We start from the raw sequence: 17,559 nt of genomic DNA on the forward strand, positions 1-17,559 counted from the left end.
CAGACTCATGCCGCGCCGTCGTCCAGCCGTGCCGGCGCCAGCTGCGGCGCAAGCAGGTGCACGATCAGCAACGCCACCAGGTAGGCCGAGCCGGCCATCAGGAACACCGGCAGATAGCTGCCGGTGGTCTGCAGCAACCAGCCGATGAACGTGGCGATCATCATGCCGCCGACCGCGCCAGCGAAGCCGCCGATGCCCACGACCGAGGCCACTGCGTGGCGCGGAAACATGTCCGAGGTCAGCGTGAACACATTGGCCGACCAGCCCTGGTGACCTGCGGTCGCAAGTCCGATCAGCGCCACGGCCAGCCACAGATTGTCGGCCTGCGCGGCGAACACGATCGGCACCACGCACAGCGCGCAGACCAGCATCGCCCCCTTGCGTGCGCGATTGACGCTCCAGCCCAGGCGCAGGAAGCGCCCGGCCAGCCAGCCGCCGAGGATGCTGCCCACGTCGGCCAGCACGAAGATCGCCACCAGCGGCAGCCCGAGCGCGAGCAGGGTCAGGCCGTACTCGGCATTGAGGAATTTCGGCAGCCAGAACAGGAAAAACCACCAAATCGGGTCGGTGATGAACTTGGCGGCGACGAAGGCCCAGGCCTGGCGGTGGCGCAGGATGCGCCGCCACGGCACCTTGGCCGACGGTTCGGGCGGATCGCTGCGGATATGCGCCAACTCGGCGACCGACAGTGCGGGCTGCTGCTCAGGCGTGCGATAGGTCAGCAGCCACACCGCCAGCCACGTCGCGCTGAGCGCACCGGTGAACAGGAACGCCGCCTGCCAGCCCCAGGTCACTGCGATGACCGGTACCAGCAACGGGGCGACGATCGCGCCGATGTTGGACCCGGAATTGAAGATGCCGGTCGCGAACGCGCGTTCGCGCCGGGGAAACCACTCGGCCACAGTCTTGATCGCGGCCGGGAAATTGCCGGCTTCGCCCAGTCCCAGCAGGAAGCGCGCGATCATGAAGCCGGCGACGCTCGCCGCCAGCGAATGGCTCATCGCGGCGATGCTCCACACGCAGATCGCAATCGCGTAGCCGGCCTTGGTGCCGAGCCGGTCGATGACGGCGCCAGCGCACAGCAAGCCGATCGCGTAGGCGGCCTGGAACGCGGTGACGATGGCGCCGTACTGCATTTCGCTCCAACCGATCTCGTCCTGCAGAAACGGCGCAAGTACACCCAGCACCTGGCGATCGACGTAGTTGATGGTGGTGGCGGCCAGCAACATCGCGCAGACGCGCCAACGGTACATGCCGACCTTCGCGGCCGGTGAGGCGAGCGCGGCCCGATCACCGCCGCTCATCCGCATCGCTCCGCACGCTCGCTGTGAGCGGCCGTCCGTGGCCGCGCGCTCCCAATCGCTGTCATCGCCTCCCTCCAGGCGTCGTCCGCGTCGCCGAGACGTGGTAGCGCTATCATTAGCACAGCGAGTTTCGGAATGCGTTCTGCGCTGCACCACGCCGGAATTGCATCGCCGATGCGCGCTAGATGCGCCATTTACCGTGGAATTTACGTGGATTACGGCGCGTGCGCATCCATGCTGCTACGCAGCGTGCGGTCTGTTTTTGATAGCGCTACCATCATTTTCGAGCGCGGCGCCGGAGCGGATGTCAGGCCGGGCAGGGGCGAAAAACCAACACCACACCATGGCACGGTCAACGCAAGGCGCGCCATGTGCGGTCACCAGAAACGGGAGGGGAGTACGGTGTACAAGCAAGTCTCGAAGAATGCGTTGTCGCATGCGCTGGGTCTGGCGCTGCTGGGGGTGGTGGGCACGCCGGCACTCGCGCAGGACACGGCACCGGCGGGAGCGTCGGCCACCGATCTCGATGCGGTCGTCGTCCGCGGCTACCGACAGAGCCTGCAGTTCGCGACCGAGGCCAAGCGCGACTCGACCGGCTTCACCGATTCGATCTTCGCCGAGGACATCGGCAAGTTCCCCGACACCAACATCGCCGAATCGTTGAGCCGCATCCCGGGCATCCAGCTCAACCGCGACGTCAACGGCGAGGGGTTGAACATCGCGATCCGCGGCCTGCCCAGCAGCTTCACCAAGACCACGATCAATGGCGCGTCGGTCGCGACCGCGTCGATCGGCCTGGATGCGACCAACCAGAACCGTGAGGTCGATCTCAATATCTTCCCGACCGAGTTCTTCAACCAGCTCACCGTCTACAAGTCGCCCACCGCGCGCCTGTCCGAAGGCGGCGCCTCGGGCGTGGTCGACATGCGCAACATGCGTCCGTTCGACGTCAACGGCAGCCAGCTGACCTACTCACTGCAGGCCGACTACAACGACATCAGCGAAAAGACCAGTCCGCGCGGCACCGTGATCGGCAGTTGGACCAACGAGGACGGGACGTTCGGCGTGCTCGCCGGCGTGACCTCGCAGCGCGGCAAGATCGGTGTCGAAGGCTACGAGACCATCGGCTGGACCAATCCCAACCTGACCAATGCGCAGTGCGGCAACGGCGGCGCGCCGGCAGGCTTTCCGTCGCTGGGCAGCCCCTGCAACGTGACCGGCGGCAATGGCTGGCGCATCCCCGATGTCGTGCCGGGCAACCGCTCGACGCTGGGTGCCGGACTGGTGCCCGGCCAGGTGATCGATGCCGCGTGGCTGCAGGCTGCCAATCCCGGCCTGACCCCCGAGCAGATCGGCGAAGCGTTGATCCCGCGGCTGGGCCGGCCGGTGCACATGAGCGGCGACCGCGACCGCGACGCGTTCCTGGGCTCGGTGCAGTGGCGCCCGAACGACCGCGTCGAACTGTACATGGACGTGCTCTACACCAAGGCCAAGCGGACCAATGACCGCATCGACATCAACCTGATCGGTCGCAATGGCAACATCATTCCGCTGGACATGCAGCTCGATGGCAACAACGTCGTCACCAGCGCCACCTTCGCCAATGCGCAGTTCTTCATGGAGGCGCGGCCCTACACCGAGGACGTGCAGTACTGGCATCTGACGCCCGGAGGTACGTTCTGGTTCGGCGAGGGCCAGGACATCAAGCTCGACGTGCAGGCCAACATGAGCCGCAGCTGGATGTTCCGCGACTCGCCGACGATCGGCTTCAATTCGCCGTTCACGACCTTGCAGTACCGAAACGACGGCAACGTGCCGACCTGGGACGGCGACCTGGATCTCAACGATCCGGGCCTGGGCTGGACCTGGACCGGCGGCCGCGTCTGGGCGCAGAACGAGAAGCGCGTCACCGAAACCAGTGGCATCCGCGCCGACCTGCAATTGGGCGAGGATCGCAACAACGTGAGCTTCGGCGTGTCCTGGGACAACAACCAGCGGCGCATCCAGGGCTTCGGCGACACCGGCACCGACTGGCAGCCCTATGCGCTGTCGCAGGTCAGCGATGCCCAGTTGGCGAACTACATCCTGCCCGGACCGAGCGGGTTCGTGACGGTGGATTTCGATCGCTTCATGCGCGACACCAATTACGAGCAGTACCGCGACCGCGCGCCGGAGGCCGCCGGTCCCAATACAGGGGGCGCCACCGGTGGCTTCGACGAGACCACCAAGGCCGCCTATGTGATGGTCAACGGCGAGTCGGAGATCTGGAACCGCAACCTGCGCTACAACATGGGCGTGCGCTATGCGACCACCGATCAGGAGATCAGCGGTCCAGTCACCATCGGCGGGGTCCGCCAGTGGCAGACGCTGACTGGCGACTACGCCGAATGGCTGCCGTCGTTCAGCGCCGCCTGGGACGTGGCCCAGAACGTCGTGCTGCGCACCTCGGCCTCGCGCACGATGACCCGGCCCAACCCCAGCTCCATGTTGCCGGCGACCACCTTCACCGACATCTCGGCCCAGGTCGCCACCCAGGGCAATCCCAACCTCACGCCCTACACTTCGACCAACTTCGATATCGGCGGCGAGTGGTATACGGGCGGTGAGGGCTTCGTCGGCCTGACGCTGTTCAACAAGCGCATCGAGGGCTACACCTACCAGGGCGTGACCACCAAGCCGTTCCGCGAGTTGGGTATCCCGTTCGACACGCTGGTCGACGCGCAGCAGCAGGCGATCAACTCGCGCGGCGGCCCGGATGTGGCGATGGTCAACGTCAACCAGCAGGTCAACGCCGATGCCGAGCTCGAAGTCCGCGGCTGGGAGGCGATCTGGGTGCAGCCGCTGAGCGTGGTGCTCGAAGGCCTGGGCTTCATGGCCAACTACACCAAGCTCGACATCAAGGCCCTGGGCAACGATGCCAATGCGCTGGCGGGCAACGTCTATGGCGTGGCGCCGTCGATGTGGAACGCGACCGCCTACTGGGAGAACGCCGTCGCCTCGGTGCGCCTGTCCTATACCTGGTCCGAGGGCGCAGTGGGCTCGGGGCCGAACCAGCAGGGCATCCCGTTCGCGCAGATCTATGGCGAGGATCGCGGCCAGCTCGACCTGTCGGCCAGCTACACGCTCAAAGGGGTGCGTTCGGAGCCGCAGCTGACCTTCAACGTGCTCAATATCACCGGCGAGGAGCGCCGGTCGTACTTCGCCTACCCGAACGCAGTCAACGACTTTTACGACCCGGGCACCACGTTCACGGTCGGGATCCGCGGTACGTTCTGAGGCAGGGCGGGCCCTGCGCGCCGGCGTCTTCCTCCCGGACGTCGGTGCGCAGGTGCCTTGCAGGTGGCGATGCGGGCACCGCGCCGGTGCCGTCCGGGAGCAGTGGGGAACATCGATACAATGAGCAACGCATCGCAGGTCCTCTCGGTCAGGGAGAAGGTCGGCTACAGCCTCGGCGACCTCGCCGCGAACCTGATCTTCCAGACCCTGATCACGTACCTGGCGTTCTTCTACACCGACGTCTATGCGTTGCCGGCGGCGACGGCGGCAACGATCATCTTTGTCGTCGGCCTGCTGGGCGCGTTCGTGTTCACGCCGATGATCGGCCTGCTGGCCGACCGCACGCGCACGCGCTGGGGCAAGTTCCGGCCGTGGATCCTGTGGACGGCGGTGCCGTTCGGGGCGCTGGCGTTGCTGGCCTTCAGCACGCCGGAACTGGGCGAGCGCGGCAAGGTGGTCTATGCGCTGGTGACCTACACGCTGCTGGTGCTGGTCTACGGTGCCAACAACCTGCCGTATGCGGCGCTGAGCGGCGTGCTGACCGGCAACATGGCCCAGCGCAACAGCCTGTCGGCGTACCGCTTCGTCGCAGTGATGATCGCGCAGTTCGTGATCCAGGTGCTGCTGCTGCCGCTGGTGCTGATTCTGGGCGACGGCGACCGGGTGCGCGGCTTCGAGAGCGCGATGACGCTGTTTGCGATCGTCGGCACGGTGTTCTTCCTGATCACGTTTGCGACCACGCGCGAGCGCATCGTGCCGACACCGGCGCAGTCGTCAGGCGTGCGCCAGGACCTGGTCGACCTGGCCCGCAACCGTCCTTGGCAGGTGATGCTGCTGCTGACGATCCTGGTGTTCGTCGCGCTTGCCCTCAAGGGTGGCATGACCATCTACTACTTCCAGTACTACCTCGACCCCACCGCACTGGCCGGGTTCCTGGAGCGCACGGGCTTCGAACGCGCGATCGACGGGCTCAACGCGCTGCTGACCGGCGCCGGCATGGCGGGCTTTCTGTGGCCCGAGGACGCGCCGACCTCGGCCTTCAGTCTGTTCAACGCCGGCGGCATCCTCTGCATGATCCTGGGGATCGGGCTGTCGCGGCCGCTGGCCAATCGCTTCGGCAAGCGCAACGTGTTCGGCGGCGCGCTGACGGTCTCGACGCTGTTCCTGCTGGCGTTCTATCTCTATCCGCCCGATGCGATCGGTCTGGTGTTCGGCTCGCAGATCCTGCACGGCTTCTTCTACGGCATCACGATCCCGCTGCTATGGGCGATGATCGCCGATGTCGCGGACTGGTCGGAGTGGAAGAACGACCGCCGAGCGACCGCGATCATCTTCTCGGCGATGTTGTGCGGCCTGAAGGTCGGCCTGAGCATCGGCGGCGCGCTGGTCGCCGCGGTCCTGGCGCGCTACGGCTATGAGGCCGGCGCAAGTGTTCAACCCGCGGCCGCGATCGACGGCATCCGACTGGCGGTGAGCGTGTACTGCTCGCTGCCGTTCCTGGCCGGCGTGGCCCTGCTGTTCCTCTATGAGATCGACAAGCCGATGGAAACTCGGATCGAACATGAGCTCGGTGCGCGTCGTGCGCGCGCTGCTGGAGCTGCGGCATGACCGCGTCCGCCGAGGACGCATCGCCGGCCGGCGCGCCCACAGCCGATGCGATGCCCGCGCCGGACCTGCAGGCGCTCGCCGACCGGGCGATCTCGACGCCGCTGGTGACCCACATCCACACCGCCGATCCGTCGGCGCACGTGTTCGAGGGCAAGCTCTATATCTATCCCTCGCACGACATCGATGCCGGTGCGCCGTTCGACGATGAGGGCGGGCATTTCGGCATGGAGGACTACCACGTGCTGCGCCAGGACCACCCCGGCGGCGAGGCCGTGGACTGCGGCCGCGCATTGCATGTGCGCGACGTGCCGTGGGCCGCGCGACAGATGTGGGCACCCGACGCGGCCTGCCGCGATGGCCGCTACTACTTCTACTTCCCGGCCAAGCGCGCTGACGGCCTGTTCCGCATCGGCGTGGCGGTCGGTGACCGGCCGGAAGGCCCGTTCGTGCCCGATCCCGAACCGATCCCCGGCACGTACTCGATCGATCCGGCGGTGTTCGCCGACGACGACGGCGAGCAGTACCTGTACTTCGGCGGGATCTGGGGTGGGCAACTGCAGAAGTACCGCGACGACGTGTTCGATGCGGGCCACGAGGAACCGACCGGCGCGGCGCCCGCATTGGGGCCGCGCGTGGCACGGCTGCGCGCCGACATGCGCGGGCTTGCCGAGCCCACGCGCGAGGTTGCGATCCTTGATGCGGGCGGCCAGCCGCTGCGCGCCGACGATCACGCGCGCCGCTTCTTCGAAGGCCCGTGGCTGCATCGCCACGGCGGTCGCTACTATCTGTCGTACTCGACCGGCAACACGCACCTGCTTTGCTACGCGATCGGCGACAGTCCCTACGGGCCTTTCGTCCATCAGGGCGTGCTGCTCGAGCCGGTCGTGGGCTGGACGACGCAACACTCGATCGTCGAGTTCGAGGGACGCTGGTGGCTGTACTACCACGATGCCTTGCGCTCGGGCGGCGTGACCCACCTGCGCGACGTCAAGGTCACCGAACTGCATCACGACGCCCAGGGCCGCATCCGCACGATCGCGCCCTATGGCGGCTGAGACCGACCGGCCGCGCGCCCGGAATGATGCGACCGCGCCGCTGCCGCCGGGGCCGGTGCTGCGTATCGGCAGCGGCGCGACCGAGGTCGTCGTCGCGCCCGAGGCGGGCGGGCGCATCGCGCAGATCGTGCACGAGGGCGTCGCGCACCTGGTCGGCCCCGACGACGGCTGGCCGGCGACGATCGCCTGGGGCTGCTATCCGATGCTGCCGTGGGTGGGGCGGATTCGCCGCGGCAGGTTCCGCTTCGATGGCCGGGCGTACGCGCTGCCGACGAATTTCGGCGGGCACGCGATCCATGGCGTGGGTTTCGCGTTGCCATGGCAGGTCGAGGCGCGGACGCACGATGCGATGGCGTTGTCGCTGGCGCTGCCGGCCGATGCGGAGTGGCCGTTCGGCGGGACTGCGGCGCAGCGGATCGAGGTCGCGCCGGGGCGGGTGAGGCTGACGCTGTCGCTCACGGCCGGCGCGCACGCCATGCCGGCCGAGATCGGTTGGCACCCTTGGTTTCGCAAACCCGAACGCGTGGACTTCGCGCCGACGCAGGTCTATCCACGCGACGACGACGGCATCGCGACCCGGCCGCTTGCGCCTGCATTGCCCGGGCCTTGGGACGACTGTTTTCCGGGTGGCGACGACATCGTGCTGTATCGCGGCGAGCAACGCCTGCGGTTGCGCTCGGACTGCGACCATCGGGTCGTGTACGACGCCGCCCCGCATGCGACCTGCGTGGAACCGCAAAGTGGACCACCGGATGCGTTCAATCTCGCACCACGCCGACTGGCGCCCGGCGAACAACTGACGCGGTGGTTCGAGCTGGTGTGGGTGTGATCGTGCGGGCTCGCGCCGCCTGTCCGCGTGATCGGATGCAGGCGATCGCGGACGCGAGGTCGCGGATACGACGGGCCGCCGCGTCGCGCTGGCCATGCGGCGGCGCGACGCGGCGGCTGCGGCTGCTTCGACTCAGTCCTCGTTGCCGAAACTGCGGCTCGAATGCGCCGGCCGCGTCGTCGGCGCATCGGGCACTTCGCGATCGGGCCCGCCGACCTTGATCGCATCGCCGTGTGGCGGCGTGCTCCGGCCATCATCGAGCGTGCCCGACGCTGACGTGCTCGCAACGGTCTGGCGCTTCTGCCAGGCGTTGTAAGCGAAAGCCCCTGCGGCGCCGAGCGCCAACCATCTCAGCATTCCCATCGTGATCTCCGTGGTGGATTGCGAACGCTGCAAGCGTCGCGGCTGGGCCGTGAGCCGGCCGTGACTTGCGGCCGCACTGTCCGCGGCTGGATCGCAACCGCTGCACTGCAGTCCGGCGCCCGCCGCAGCCCCAATGCAATGTCCGCAAGACATTGATTCGCTTGATTGTCCTCCGGTGGTCATTGTTCGCTGGCGTGTGCATACTCCAGTTCCCCCCCCGTCCGTCGGCATCCGGTTTCGTGGATCGAATTCCGGGGCTAGCCCCGCTTCGCAGGAGGTGACGGAGATGAAAGCGACAAGGCAGTGGCTGTTGGCGGCGGCATTGGGCGTCTGCGCCGTGTGCGGCGTACAGGCGCAGACAGGCCCCAACCTGAGCCTGGGCGCGAGCGCCGATGGTTCGAGCAAGGGCGGCGGTACGAGCTACGGCAACGCCATCGACGGCGATGCCGGCACCTGGTGGTCGCCCAGCGGCACGACGGGCCGGATCTCGGTCAAGTGGAGCGCGGCCCGCAGCGTGGGCGCGGCGGTGATCCGAGAGCCGAGCGGCCAGCAGGGCCGCATCGGCAACTGGCGGTTGGTGAACAACGGCAACGGCCAGGTGCTGGCGACCGGCAGCGGCGCAGGCACGATCGCATTCGCGCCGGTCTCGCTCAGCAAGCTCAACTTCGAGATCCTCAGCGCCAATGGCACGCCCGCAGTGGCGGAATTCGAGACCTATGCCGGCGATGGCACCGTGAACCCGCCTGGCTCGCCCTGGACGGTCACCCTGTCGGCCACCGCGTCGGGCGCGATCGCGCAACTGGCGTGGTCGGTCGACGGCGGTACGCCGGCGCGCCAACAGATCTACCGCGATGTCGATGCCGATCCGGCAGGGCGCACGCTCATGGCCGACCATGTGGTCGGCGGCAGCTACGCCGACGCGGACCTGGCGGCGGGCACGTACTTCTACTGGGTCCGTGTGCTCGACGGCAGCGGCACCGCCTACGAGTCGGCGCCGGTTGCAGTGACGATCGCGCCGAATGGCGGCGACGGCGGAGGCGGCGGGCCGGGCACTGGAATCGCCGCGGCCTGCCGGCAACTGCTGGAGACCCCGTCGATGAACTGGCGGCAGTCACCGGTGCTGACCACCGACCAGGCGATCGTCCAGTGCCTGTCCGAGTCGTTGGGCAGCCCGGTCGGCTTCGGGCACCGCACCACCGGCGGCTATGCGCCGGCCGGCGGCAGCACCTTGGTCGTGGTGACCAAGAGTGGGGCGGTGCCGCCCGAGCAGCAGATCCTCGAGGCGATCGGGACCGACACGCCGACCTGGATCGTCTTCGACAAGGTCGATTTCGCCACGCCGACCGAGATCGGTATGTACCGTAACGGCTGTGCGGACCCGAAGGTGCGCACCGCGTTGGGCAATGCCAGCATCGCCGAGTGTCGCGATCACCGGCTGTGGTGCAGTAATCGGGGCGTATCGACGGCCGCGTGCGAGGACACGTTCTTCAATGCGCGGCTCAACGATGCCAGCCTCGATGCGCTGAAGCTGCCGATGGTGCGCGCCAACACCACGATCGACGGCCGCGGCGCGAACGCGCACTTCATCTTCAGCGGCTTCAAGATCGGCGCCGACAGCAGCGGCAGTCCGACCCACAGCACGCGCAACGTGATCGTCACCAACAACCGCTTCGTCGGCGTCGGCCATACCGAAGACCACGACCTCGACCCGGACATGGTGCGCTCAACCGGCGCCTCGCATGACATCTGGATCCACCAGAACACGTTCGAGAACACCGGCGACTCGGCCTACGACGTCAAGGTCGGCGCGTACGACATCACCGTGTCGTTCAACCGGCTGCACAACGTCAAGCGCGCCGCGCTGCACGGCTCGAGCGACAGCCACACGATCGACGCGCAGATCACCAGCACCGTCCACAACAATCTATACGTGACCACCGACGACGTGTTCGGCGACAGCGCCTACAACGGCCTGCGCCGCGTGCCGCTGTTGCGGCGCGGGCAATCGCACATGTTCAACAACGTCTTCTACGGCTACCGCAAGGACGTGCTGAGCGTGCGCGTGGGCGGACGCCTGGCGTTCGAGGACAACCTGCTGCTCAACAACAGCGTCAACAGCAAGGGCGACGATCTCGACGACTGGATCGCCGTGCTGCTGCGCGACGTGCGCGATACGTCGGGATTGCGCGTGGCGGGCAGTGTGGTCCGCTACTCGGACGCCAACTGCCAGGCACACGGCGTGCCCGGGGACCTGACGCGTTCGGTCGGTTCGGTGCCGGACATGCTGGCGCTCTACGACGCGCGTTCGCTCGAGTTGTTCGAGGACAACTGGCTGCCGGCCGACATGGATCTGGCGCGCTATGTGTTTGCGACCGCGGGCAAGGGCGGGCTGACGCCGTACGTGTCGCCCGCGACGCCGGGGTTCGCCGCGATCGTGGCTGCGGCGCCTGCGGGCTGCCAGTAGCCCCCACCCGGCCCGCGGGTGCGGGCCGACCTCCCCCGCGGTGCGGGGGAGGTGGTGCATCGCCGAGGGCGGGGGAGGTGGTGTATCGCGTGGTGAGCTTACCGCTCGGTGTGGGGAGGTCGTGCGTCGCAAGCAGGGCGGTAAGGCGCATCGCGTGGCGGGCGTTGCCCGCGGCGCGGTGTGGCTCAGCCGTCGCCGCGTTCCAGCGCTTGGCGGCCCGCGTCGGTCAGGTGCGCCAGGGTCCGCGCGCCGTCGTCGACGGTGCGGACCCAGCCCAGGCCCTGGGTGCCGCCGATCATGTCCTCGCCCAGATAGGCGAGCATGCGCAGCAGCACGCTCATGCGCAGGCCCAGGCGCTTGCACAGTCGCGGCAGCGAGACGCCGCCGGGGGTGTCGGCGAGCGTGTGCAGCAGCGCTTCGAGCAGGGCGGTGTCAGCGGACAACGGCAGCGGGGATGTCGCGCTGGCGCGGGGCCGCGGCGTCGGTGTCGGGTACGTGCGGGGTCACGATCACCGGCACCGACTTCGATGTCGGCGTCCGCGATTCGTCGGCGTAGCTCGACAATGGCACCAGGGGGTTGGTCTCGGGGTAGTAGGCGGCCAGGCAGCCGCGCGGAATCGCGTACTCGACCAGCAGGAAGCGCTTGGCCTGCCGGCGCACGCCATCCTCGCTGAGGCTTTCCAGGTCCACCCAATCGCCGGCGCGCATGCCGAGCGCGGCGATGTCCTCGGCGGCGATGAACAGCACGCGGCGCTCGCCAAACACGCCGCGGTAACGGTCGTCCAGCCCATAGACGGTGGTGTTGTACTGGTCGTGCGAGCGTGTGGTCGCCAGCGTGAATACCGGCCGGTCGCCGTGCATCCGGCGTGCGCGGTGGATCGGATTGTCGGTCGGCACCCGGGCCGGCACGAAGTTGGCCTTGCCGGTCTCGGTGAGCCAGCGGCGGTCGCGCGCCGTGTTCGACAGGCGGAAGCCGCCGGGCACCCGGACCCGGGCGTTGAAGTCGTGGAAATCGTCGAAGGTGCGGGCGATCAGGTCGCGGATGCGATCGTAGTCCTCGATCAGCGCCAGCCACGGCACCCGGCTGCGTTCGCCGAGCGTGGCGTGGGCCAGGTGGGCGACGATCGCCGGCTCCGACAGCAGGGTGTCGGAGGCCGGCGGATTGATGCCCGACGACAGGTGCACCATGCTCATCGAGTCCTCGACGGTCACGCCCTGCGCGCCGCGGGCCTGGATGTCGATCTCGGTCCGGCCCAGACACGGCAGGATCAGCGCCTCGCGGCCGTGGGTGAGGTGGGTGCGGTTGAGCTTGGTGGTGACGTTGACGGTGAGCGCGCAGTTGCGCAGTCCGCGTGCGGTGGCCTCGGTGTCGGGAGTCGCGATCGCGAAGTTGCCGCCCATGCCGAAGAACACCTTCGCGCGGCCGTCGATCATCGCCTCGATCGCGCCGACGGTGTCGTAGCCGTCTTCGCGCGGCGGCTCGAAGCCGAACACGTCGCGCAGCCGATCGAGGAACGCGGCCGGCGGCTTTTCGTAGATCATCATCGTGCGGTCGCCCTGCACGTTGCTGTGGCCGCGCACCGGGCAGGCACCGGCACCGGGGCGTCCGAGGTTGCCGCGCAGCAACAGCAGGTTGGTCAGCATGTTGATCGTCGCCACCGAATGCTTGTGCTGGGTGATGCCCATGCCCCAGCACGCGATGACCCGTTCGGACTTCAGGTACAGCTCGCCGGCGCGGCGGATCTGCGCCTCGTCGAGGCCCGATTCCTCGACGATGATCTCCCAGGGCTCGGCCATCACGTCGGCGGCGAACGCGTCGAAGCCGGACGTGTGCTCGGCGATGAAAGCCTGGTCGAGCAGCGAGTCGCCGCCCTGGCCGGTGACTTCGACGTCGCGCTCGAGCACGTGCTTGATCATGCCCTTGATCGCCGCCAGATCGCCGCCGATCTTGAGCTGGAAGTAGTCCGACGAGATCTGCGTCGAGCCGTTGGTCAGCATCGCGACCTTGTCCTGCGGATCGGCGAAGCGTTCCAGGCCGCGCTCGCGCAGCGGATTGAACGAGGCGATCGCGCAGCCGCGCCGCGCCGCCTCGCGCAATTCGCCGAGCATGCGCGGATGGTTGGTGCCCGGGTTCTGGCCGAAGATGAAGATCGCATCGGCCAGCTCGAAGTCGTGCAGCGACACGGTGCCCTTGCCCACGCCGATCTGCTTCTTGAGCGCCGTGCCCGACGACTCGTGGCACATGTTCGAGCAGTCGGGGAAGTTATTGGTGCCGTACTCGCGCACGAACAGTTGGTAAAGGAAGGCGGCTTCGTTGGAGGTGCGCCCGGAGGTGTAGAAGATCGCCTCGTCGGGCGAGGGCAGGGCGTTGAGGTGGCGGGCGATCAGCGCGAAGGCCTCGTCCCACGTCGTGGGCACGTAATGGTCGGTGGCCGCGTCGTAGCGCATCGGCGTGGTCAGCCGGCCCTGGCCCTCGAGCCAGTGGTCGCTGTAGCCGCGCAGTTCGGCAACGCTATAGCGCGCGAACAGGTCGGGGCCGGCGCGGAACTTGGTGGCTTCGGCCGCGACGGCCTTGGCGCCGTTCTCGCAGAACTCGAACGTCGAGGTGTGGTCGCGATCGGGCCAGGCGCAGCCGGGACAGTCGAAGCCGTCGGGCTGGTTGGCGCGAAGCAGGGTCTTGGCGCCGTCGACCGCGATGTTCTGGTCCATCAGCGCCTTAGCGACGCTCTTGAGCGCGCCCCAGCCGCCGGCGGGGGCGTCGTACTTGCGGATCGGATGCTTGCTCATGGCGTGGAACTCCTGCCGGGGCGAGGGGCTGCGGACGGCGACGGCGCCGACTCGGGCAGCAGCCGCTGCGCGTGGGTGTACACGGCGTGCCCGTCGTCGCGGGCGAAGCCGATCAAGGTGAGGTTGGCGCGCTGGGCGAGCGAGATCGCCAGCGCAGTGGGAGCGGAAATCGCGGCCATCAGGGCGATACCCGCGCTGGCGGCCTTCATCGCCATTTCGTAACTGGCGCGGCTGGTGACGACCAGAAAGCCCGCGTCCAGTGCCTGACCGGTGCCATGCAGTGCGCCGATCAGCTTGTCGAGCGCGTTGTGCCGGCCGATGTCCTCGCGCACCAGCAGCAGGCTGCCGTCGGCCGCGGCCCAGCCGGCGGCGTGGGTGGCGCCGGTCAGTGCATTGATCGATTGGCTGTCGCGCAGCTGTCGCAGTGCGCGTTGCAGGGCGTGGACCGCGATGCGGACATCGGCCGCGACCGGCGGCGGCACGCGCAGCGCGGCTTCCAGCAGCTCGCTGCCGCAGACACCGCAGCCGCTGCGCCCGCTCATGCTGCGTCGGCGTGCGGCCAGCGCTTCGGCACGCGCGTCGGGAATGCGCAGGCGGATCTCGATGCCTTCGAGGAGATGCTCGATACGCTCGATCGCGACATCGTCCGGATGTTCGACGATGCCCTCGCTCAGCGCGAAGCCGCGTGCGAAATCTTCCAGATCGGCCGGCGTGGCCATCATCACCGCGAACGGCGCATCGTTGTAGACGAACGCCACCGGCACTTCCTCGGCGATGGCGTCGTCGAGCTGGCGGCCCGCGCCGCCGCGCCAGCGTTCGACCGAACGCAGCACGGCGCCTTGGGGCAGATCGGAGTCAGGGGCCTGGGTCATGGGATGACGATAGCGGCGGGCCCGTGAGGCCCGCCGGCAACGGTCAGGAGAACAGCACTAACGCTTTTTCCAGCGTCTTCCAGATGCCGAAGGCGAGCGGAATGCCGACCGCGGCCCAGCAGAACGCGACCAGCAGCGGATTGCCGCCCGAGCCGATGCGGTCCATGTCCTCCTGGGAGAGCAGCGACTTGCCACTGGCGTCGACCTTCTCGTGCGCCAGCTGCTTCTCGTGCGCCAGTTCCTCGGGCGTCATGAAGTACTTCGCGTTCACCGGGCGCACCAGCAGGTTGCACACCAGGCCCAGCGCCAGCATGCCGGCCAGGATGTACATCGTGGTGTTGTAGACCTGCGAGGGCGGCATGCCCAGGCCCAGTTGGTACTCGCGCATGTAGCCGATCACCAGCGGGCCGAGGATGCCGGCCGCCGCCCATGCGGTGAGCAGCCGGCCGTGGATCGCGCCGACGTGCTGGGTGCCGAACAGATCGGCCAGGTACGCCGGCACGGTGGCGAAACCGCCGCCGTACATCGACAGGATCACGCAGAACGCGATGACGAACAGCGCGATCGAACCGGCATTGCCCAGCGTGGGCGCAGCGGCGTACAGCGCAATGCCCAGCACGAAGAAGATCGAGTAGGTGAGCTTGCGGCCGAACTTGTCGGACATCGACGCCCAGAAGAACCGGCCGACGATGTTGGCCAGGCTCAGCATGCCGACGAAGCCGGCCGCGATTGCAGCGATCGCCGACAGTTGCTCGGCGGTGAGGTCACCGAAGCCGGCGTCGACGCCGATCAGCCGGCCGCCGAACATCTCCTGCAGCATTGGCGAGGCCAGCCCCAGCACGCCGATGCCGGCCGAGACGTTGAGGCACAGCACCGCCCACACTAGCCAGAACTGCGGAATGCCCCAGACCTTTTTCACGTGCACATGGCCCTGGGTGATCATCGCGTTGTTCGACGCGGGCGGCGGGGTCCAGCCCTTGGGCTTCCAGCCGGTCGGCGGCACCCGGTAACCGAAGGCGCCGGCCATCATGAAGGCGAAGTAGACCACCGCCATGACCAGAAAGGTCTCCTTGACGCCGACCGAGGTCGGGGTCGCGAAGTGGCGCATCAGCATGTCGGCCAGCGGGCTGCCGATCAGCGCGCCGCCACCAAAGCCCATGATCGCCATACCGGTCGCCATGCCGCGGCGATCGGGGAACCACTTGATCAGCGTCGACACCGGCGAGATATAGCCCAGCCCCAGGCCGATGCCGCCGATCACGCCCGAGCCCAGCCACAGCATCCAGATCTGATGCAGGTGAACGCCGAGTGCGGAAATCAGGAGGCCGCCGCACCAGCACAGCGCGGCCACGAAGCCGGCCTTGCGCGGACCGACGCGTTCGAGCCAGCCGCCCCAGATCGCAGCCGAGCAGCCCAGCAGTACAAAGAACAGCGTGTACATCCACTGCAGTTCGCTGATCTGCCAGTCGCAGCTGGCCGAGGTGATGCGTGCGAAGAAGCCCATCTCCGGCCCGCACGCGACCGGCGTAGTGATGCCGACAGCCATCGACAGCGGCAACCAGAACACGCTGAAGCCATAGGCCATGCCGATGCACAGGTGGATCGCCAGCGCAGCCGGCGGGACCAGCCAACGGTTGAAGCCGGCCTTGGCGATGATGCGCTCCTTCGACAGCAGGCCGCCCGAAGGTGAGGCGGCAGGAAGCGGAACTGCGGTGCTGTTGGCCATGGATCCTCCCGAATCGATCAGCCGGATGCGGCGCTGCGGCCAAATATGCTGTGATTTGCATATTGGCTGCGACAAAGTGTCGCAACGGTATCCGCATATGGACTATCGGAAAAGCGCCATTGGTCTAATAATCGGCTTTCAAGAGCCTATTTGAGCTGCCGCGCAGGAGTGGCGTCGCGATGTACAAGGTGCGTATCCAGCCGCAGTGGACCCTCGAGAACAGCGATGGCGTGGTCCTGTCCTCGCAGTTGGCCGACCTGTTGTTGGCCGTGCGGGCGACCGGCTCGCTCGCCGCGGCGGCGCGCCAGACCGGGGTGTCCTACCGGTACGCCTGGGGGCGGTTGCAGGACGCGCAGGCGGTGTTCGGGCAGCCGCTGCTGCGCATGAGCCGGGGCCGCGGCGCCTCGCTGACGGCGATCGGCGAGCGCCTGGTCTGGGCCGACAGCCGGATCGCCGCGCGCCTGTCGCCATTGCTCGACAGTCTGGCGACGGAGCTGGAGGCCGAGCTCGAGCGCACGGTAGGCGCGCATGCGCGGCCGCTGCGTGTGCACGCCTCCCATGGCTTCGGCGTGGAGACGCTGCGCCGTGCGATGGCGGCGTCGGACGTGGCGCTGGACCTCAAGTACCGCAGCCCCGACGACGCGCTGACCGCGCTACGCACCGGCGCCTGCGACATCGCCGGCCTGCACCTGCCGATCGGCACGCTCGAAGCGCCCTTGTTCGCGCACTACCGCCCGCGACTGGACCTCGATGCCGATCGCGTGATCCACCTGGCCGTGCGTCGGCAGGGGCTGGTGCTGGCGGCCGGCAACCCGCTGGGCGTGGGCACGCTGCAGGATCTGGAGCGGCCCGACATCCGCGTGATCCACCGCCAGCCCGGCTCGGGCACGCGGCTGCTGTTCCAGACGATGCTGGCCGATCATGGCATCGCCTTCGACCGCATCCGCGCCTGCGACGTCGAGGAACTGACCCATGCCGCGGTCGCCGCGTATGTCGCCAGCGGCCTGGCCGATGTCGGCTTCGCGCTCGAGCCCCCGGCGCGGCGCTACGGGCTGGACTTCCACCCGCTGGTCACCGAGCACTACTTCTTCCTGTGCCACAACGACGTGCTCGAGTCAGGCCGCCTGCGCGGACTGCTCGCCCTGCTGCGCAGCGACGGCTTCCGCCGCGAACTCGGCCTGCTGCCCGGCTACGACCCCAGCCGCTGCGGCCAGGTGCAGACCCTGCCCGAGGCCTTCGCCGCCGCCCGCCCCTGAAAACCGGGGTCAGAGTGCA

The 17,559-nt window shown here is 68.1% G+C and carries 12 protein-coding genes; 6 read left to right on the forward strand and 6 right to left on the reverse strand.

Annotated elements, in window-relative coordinates:
• Positions 1 to 5: 5 nt before the first annotated feature.
• Complete coding sequence (locus WAF18_RS09475; RefSeq protein ID WP_337244874.1) at positions 6 to 1,304, reverse strand: MFS transporter; 1,299 nt, start codon at positions 1,302 to 1,304, stop codon at positions 6 to 8.
• Between the two features lie 369 nt (positions 1,305 to 1,673).
• On the opposite strand from WAF18_RS09475, the gene WAF18_RS09480 reads away from it, so the two are divergent.
• The 4 genes from WAF18_RS09480 (at position 1,674) to WAF18_RS09495 (ending at position 8,072) form a co-directional block, all read left to right on the forward strand.
• Positions 1,674 to 4,580, forward strand: coding sequence for a TonB-dependent receptor (locus WAF18_RS09480; protein ID WP_337244875.1), 2,907 nt, complete (start codon positions 1,674 to 1,676; stop codon positions 4,578 to 4,580).
• A gap of 120 nt (positions 4,581 to 4,700) precedes the next feature.
• On the forward strand, positions 4,701 to 6,188 hold the full coding sequence (locus WAF18_RS09485) for an MFS transporter (protein WP_337244876.1): 1,488 nt from the start codon (positions 4,701 to 4,703) through the stop codon (positions 6,186 to 6,188).
• A 50-nt stretch (positions 6,189 to 6,238) separates the two neighbouring features.
• Entirely contained in the window at positions 6,239 to 7,243 is a 1,005-nt protein-coding gene (locus tag WAF18_RS09490; protein ID WP_337244892.1) for a glycoside hydrolase family 43 protein, read from the forward strand.
• Positions 7,233 to 8,072 carry an aldose epimerase gene (locus WAF18_RS09495; protein ID WP_337244877.1) on the forward strand — a complete coding sequence of 280 codons (840 nt, stop codon included), beginning with the start codon at positions 7,233 to 7,235 and terminating at the stop codon, positions 8,070 to 8,072. The genes WAF18_RS09490 and WAF18_RS09495 overlap by 11 nt, the downstream gene beginning before the upstream one ends.
• 132 nt (positions 8,073 to 8,204) lie before the next feature.
• On the opposite strand, the gene WAF18_RS09500 is transcribed toward WAF18_RS09495, so the two are convergent.
• Positions 8,205 to 8,435 (reverse strand): hypothetical protein, encoded by a 231-nt coding sequence (locus WAF18_RS09500; protein WP_337244878.1) that lies wholly within the window; start codon positions 8,433 to 8,435, stop codon positions 8,205 to 8,207.
• A gap of 286 nt (positions 8,436 to 8,721) precedes the next feature.
• Between WAF18_RS09500 and WAF18_RS09505 the strand changes: the two genes are divergently transcribed.
• Complete coding sequence (locus tag WAF18_RS09505) at positions 8,722 to 10,899, forward strand: hypothetical protein (RefSeq protein ID WP_337244879.1); 2,178 nt, start codon at positions 8,722 to 8,724, stop codon at positions 10,897 to 10,899.
• 185 nt (positions 10,900 to 11,084) lie between these two features.
• Here WAF18_RS09505 and WAF18_RS09510 read toward each other — a convergent pair whose 3' ends face one another.
• The 4 genes from WAF18_RS09510 to WAF18_RS09525 are packed head-to-tail and all read right to left on the reverse strand — an operon-like array spanning position 11,085 to position 16,284.
• Positions 11,085 to 11,342 carry a hypothetical protein gene (locus WAF18_RS09510; RefSeq protein ID WP_337244880.1) on the reverse strand — a complete coding sequence of 86 codons (258 nt, stop codon included), beginning with the start codon at positions 11,340 to 11,342 and terminating at the stop codon, positions 11,085 to 11,087.
• Positions 11,332 to 13,686, reverse strand: coding sequence for an FdhF/YdeP family oxidoreductase (locus WAF18_RS09515; RefSeq protein ID WP_337244881.1), 2,355 nt, complete (start codon positions 13,684 to 13,686; stop codon positions 11,332 to 11,334). The genes WAF18_RS09510 and WAF18_RS09515 overlap by 11 nt, the downstream gene beginning before the upstream one ends.
• Positions 13,683 to 14,558: a formate dehydrogenase accessory sulfurtransferase FdhD gene (gene fdhD / locus WAF18_RS09520; protein WP_337244882.1), complete on the reverse strand. Its 876-nt coding sequence runs from the start codon at positions 14,556 to 14,558 to the stop codon at positions 13,683 to 13,685. The genes WAF18_RS09515 and fdhD overlap by 4 nt, the downstream gene beginning before the upstream one ends.
• A 43-nt stretch (positions 14,559 to 14,601) precedes the next feature.
• Entirely contained in the window at positions 14,602 to 16,284 is a 1,683-nt protein-coding gene (locus tag WAF18_RS09525; RefSeq protein ID WP_337244883.1) for an OFA family MFS transporter, read from the reverse strand.
• Between the two features lie 179 nt (positions 16,285 to 16,463).
• Here WAF18_RS09525 and WAF18_RS09530 point away from each other — a divergent pair, with 179 nt between their 5' ends.
• Complete coding sequence (locus WAF18_RS09530; RefSeq protein ID WP_337244884.1) at positions 16,464 to 17,540, forward strand: substrate-binding domain-containing protein; 1,077 nt, start codon at positions 16,464 to 16,466, stop codon at positions 17,538 to 17,540.
• Positions 17,541 to 17,559: the final 19 nt, after the last annotated feature.

Source organism: Luteimonas sp. gir (genome assembly GCF_037198055.1).
Lineage (GTDB): Bacteria > Pseudomonadota > Gammaproteobacteria > Xanthomonadales > Xanthomonadaceae > Luteimonas > Luteimonas citri_A.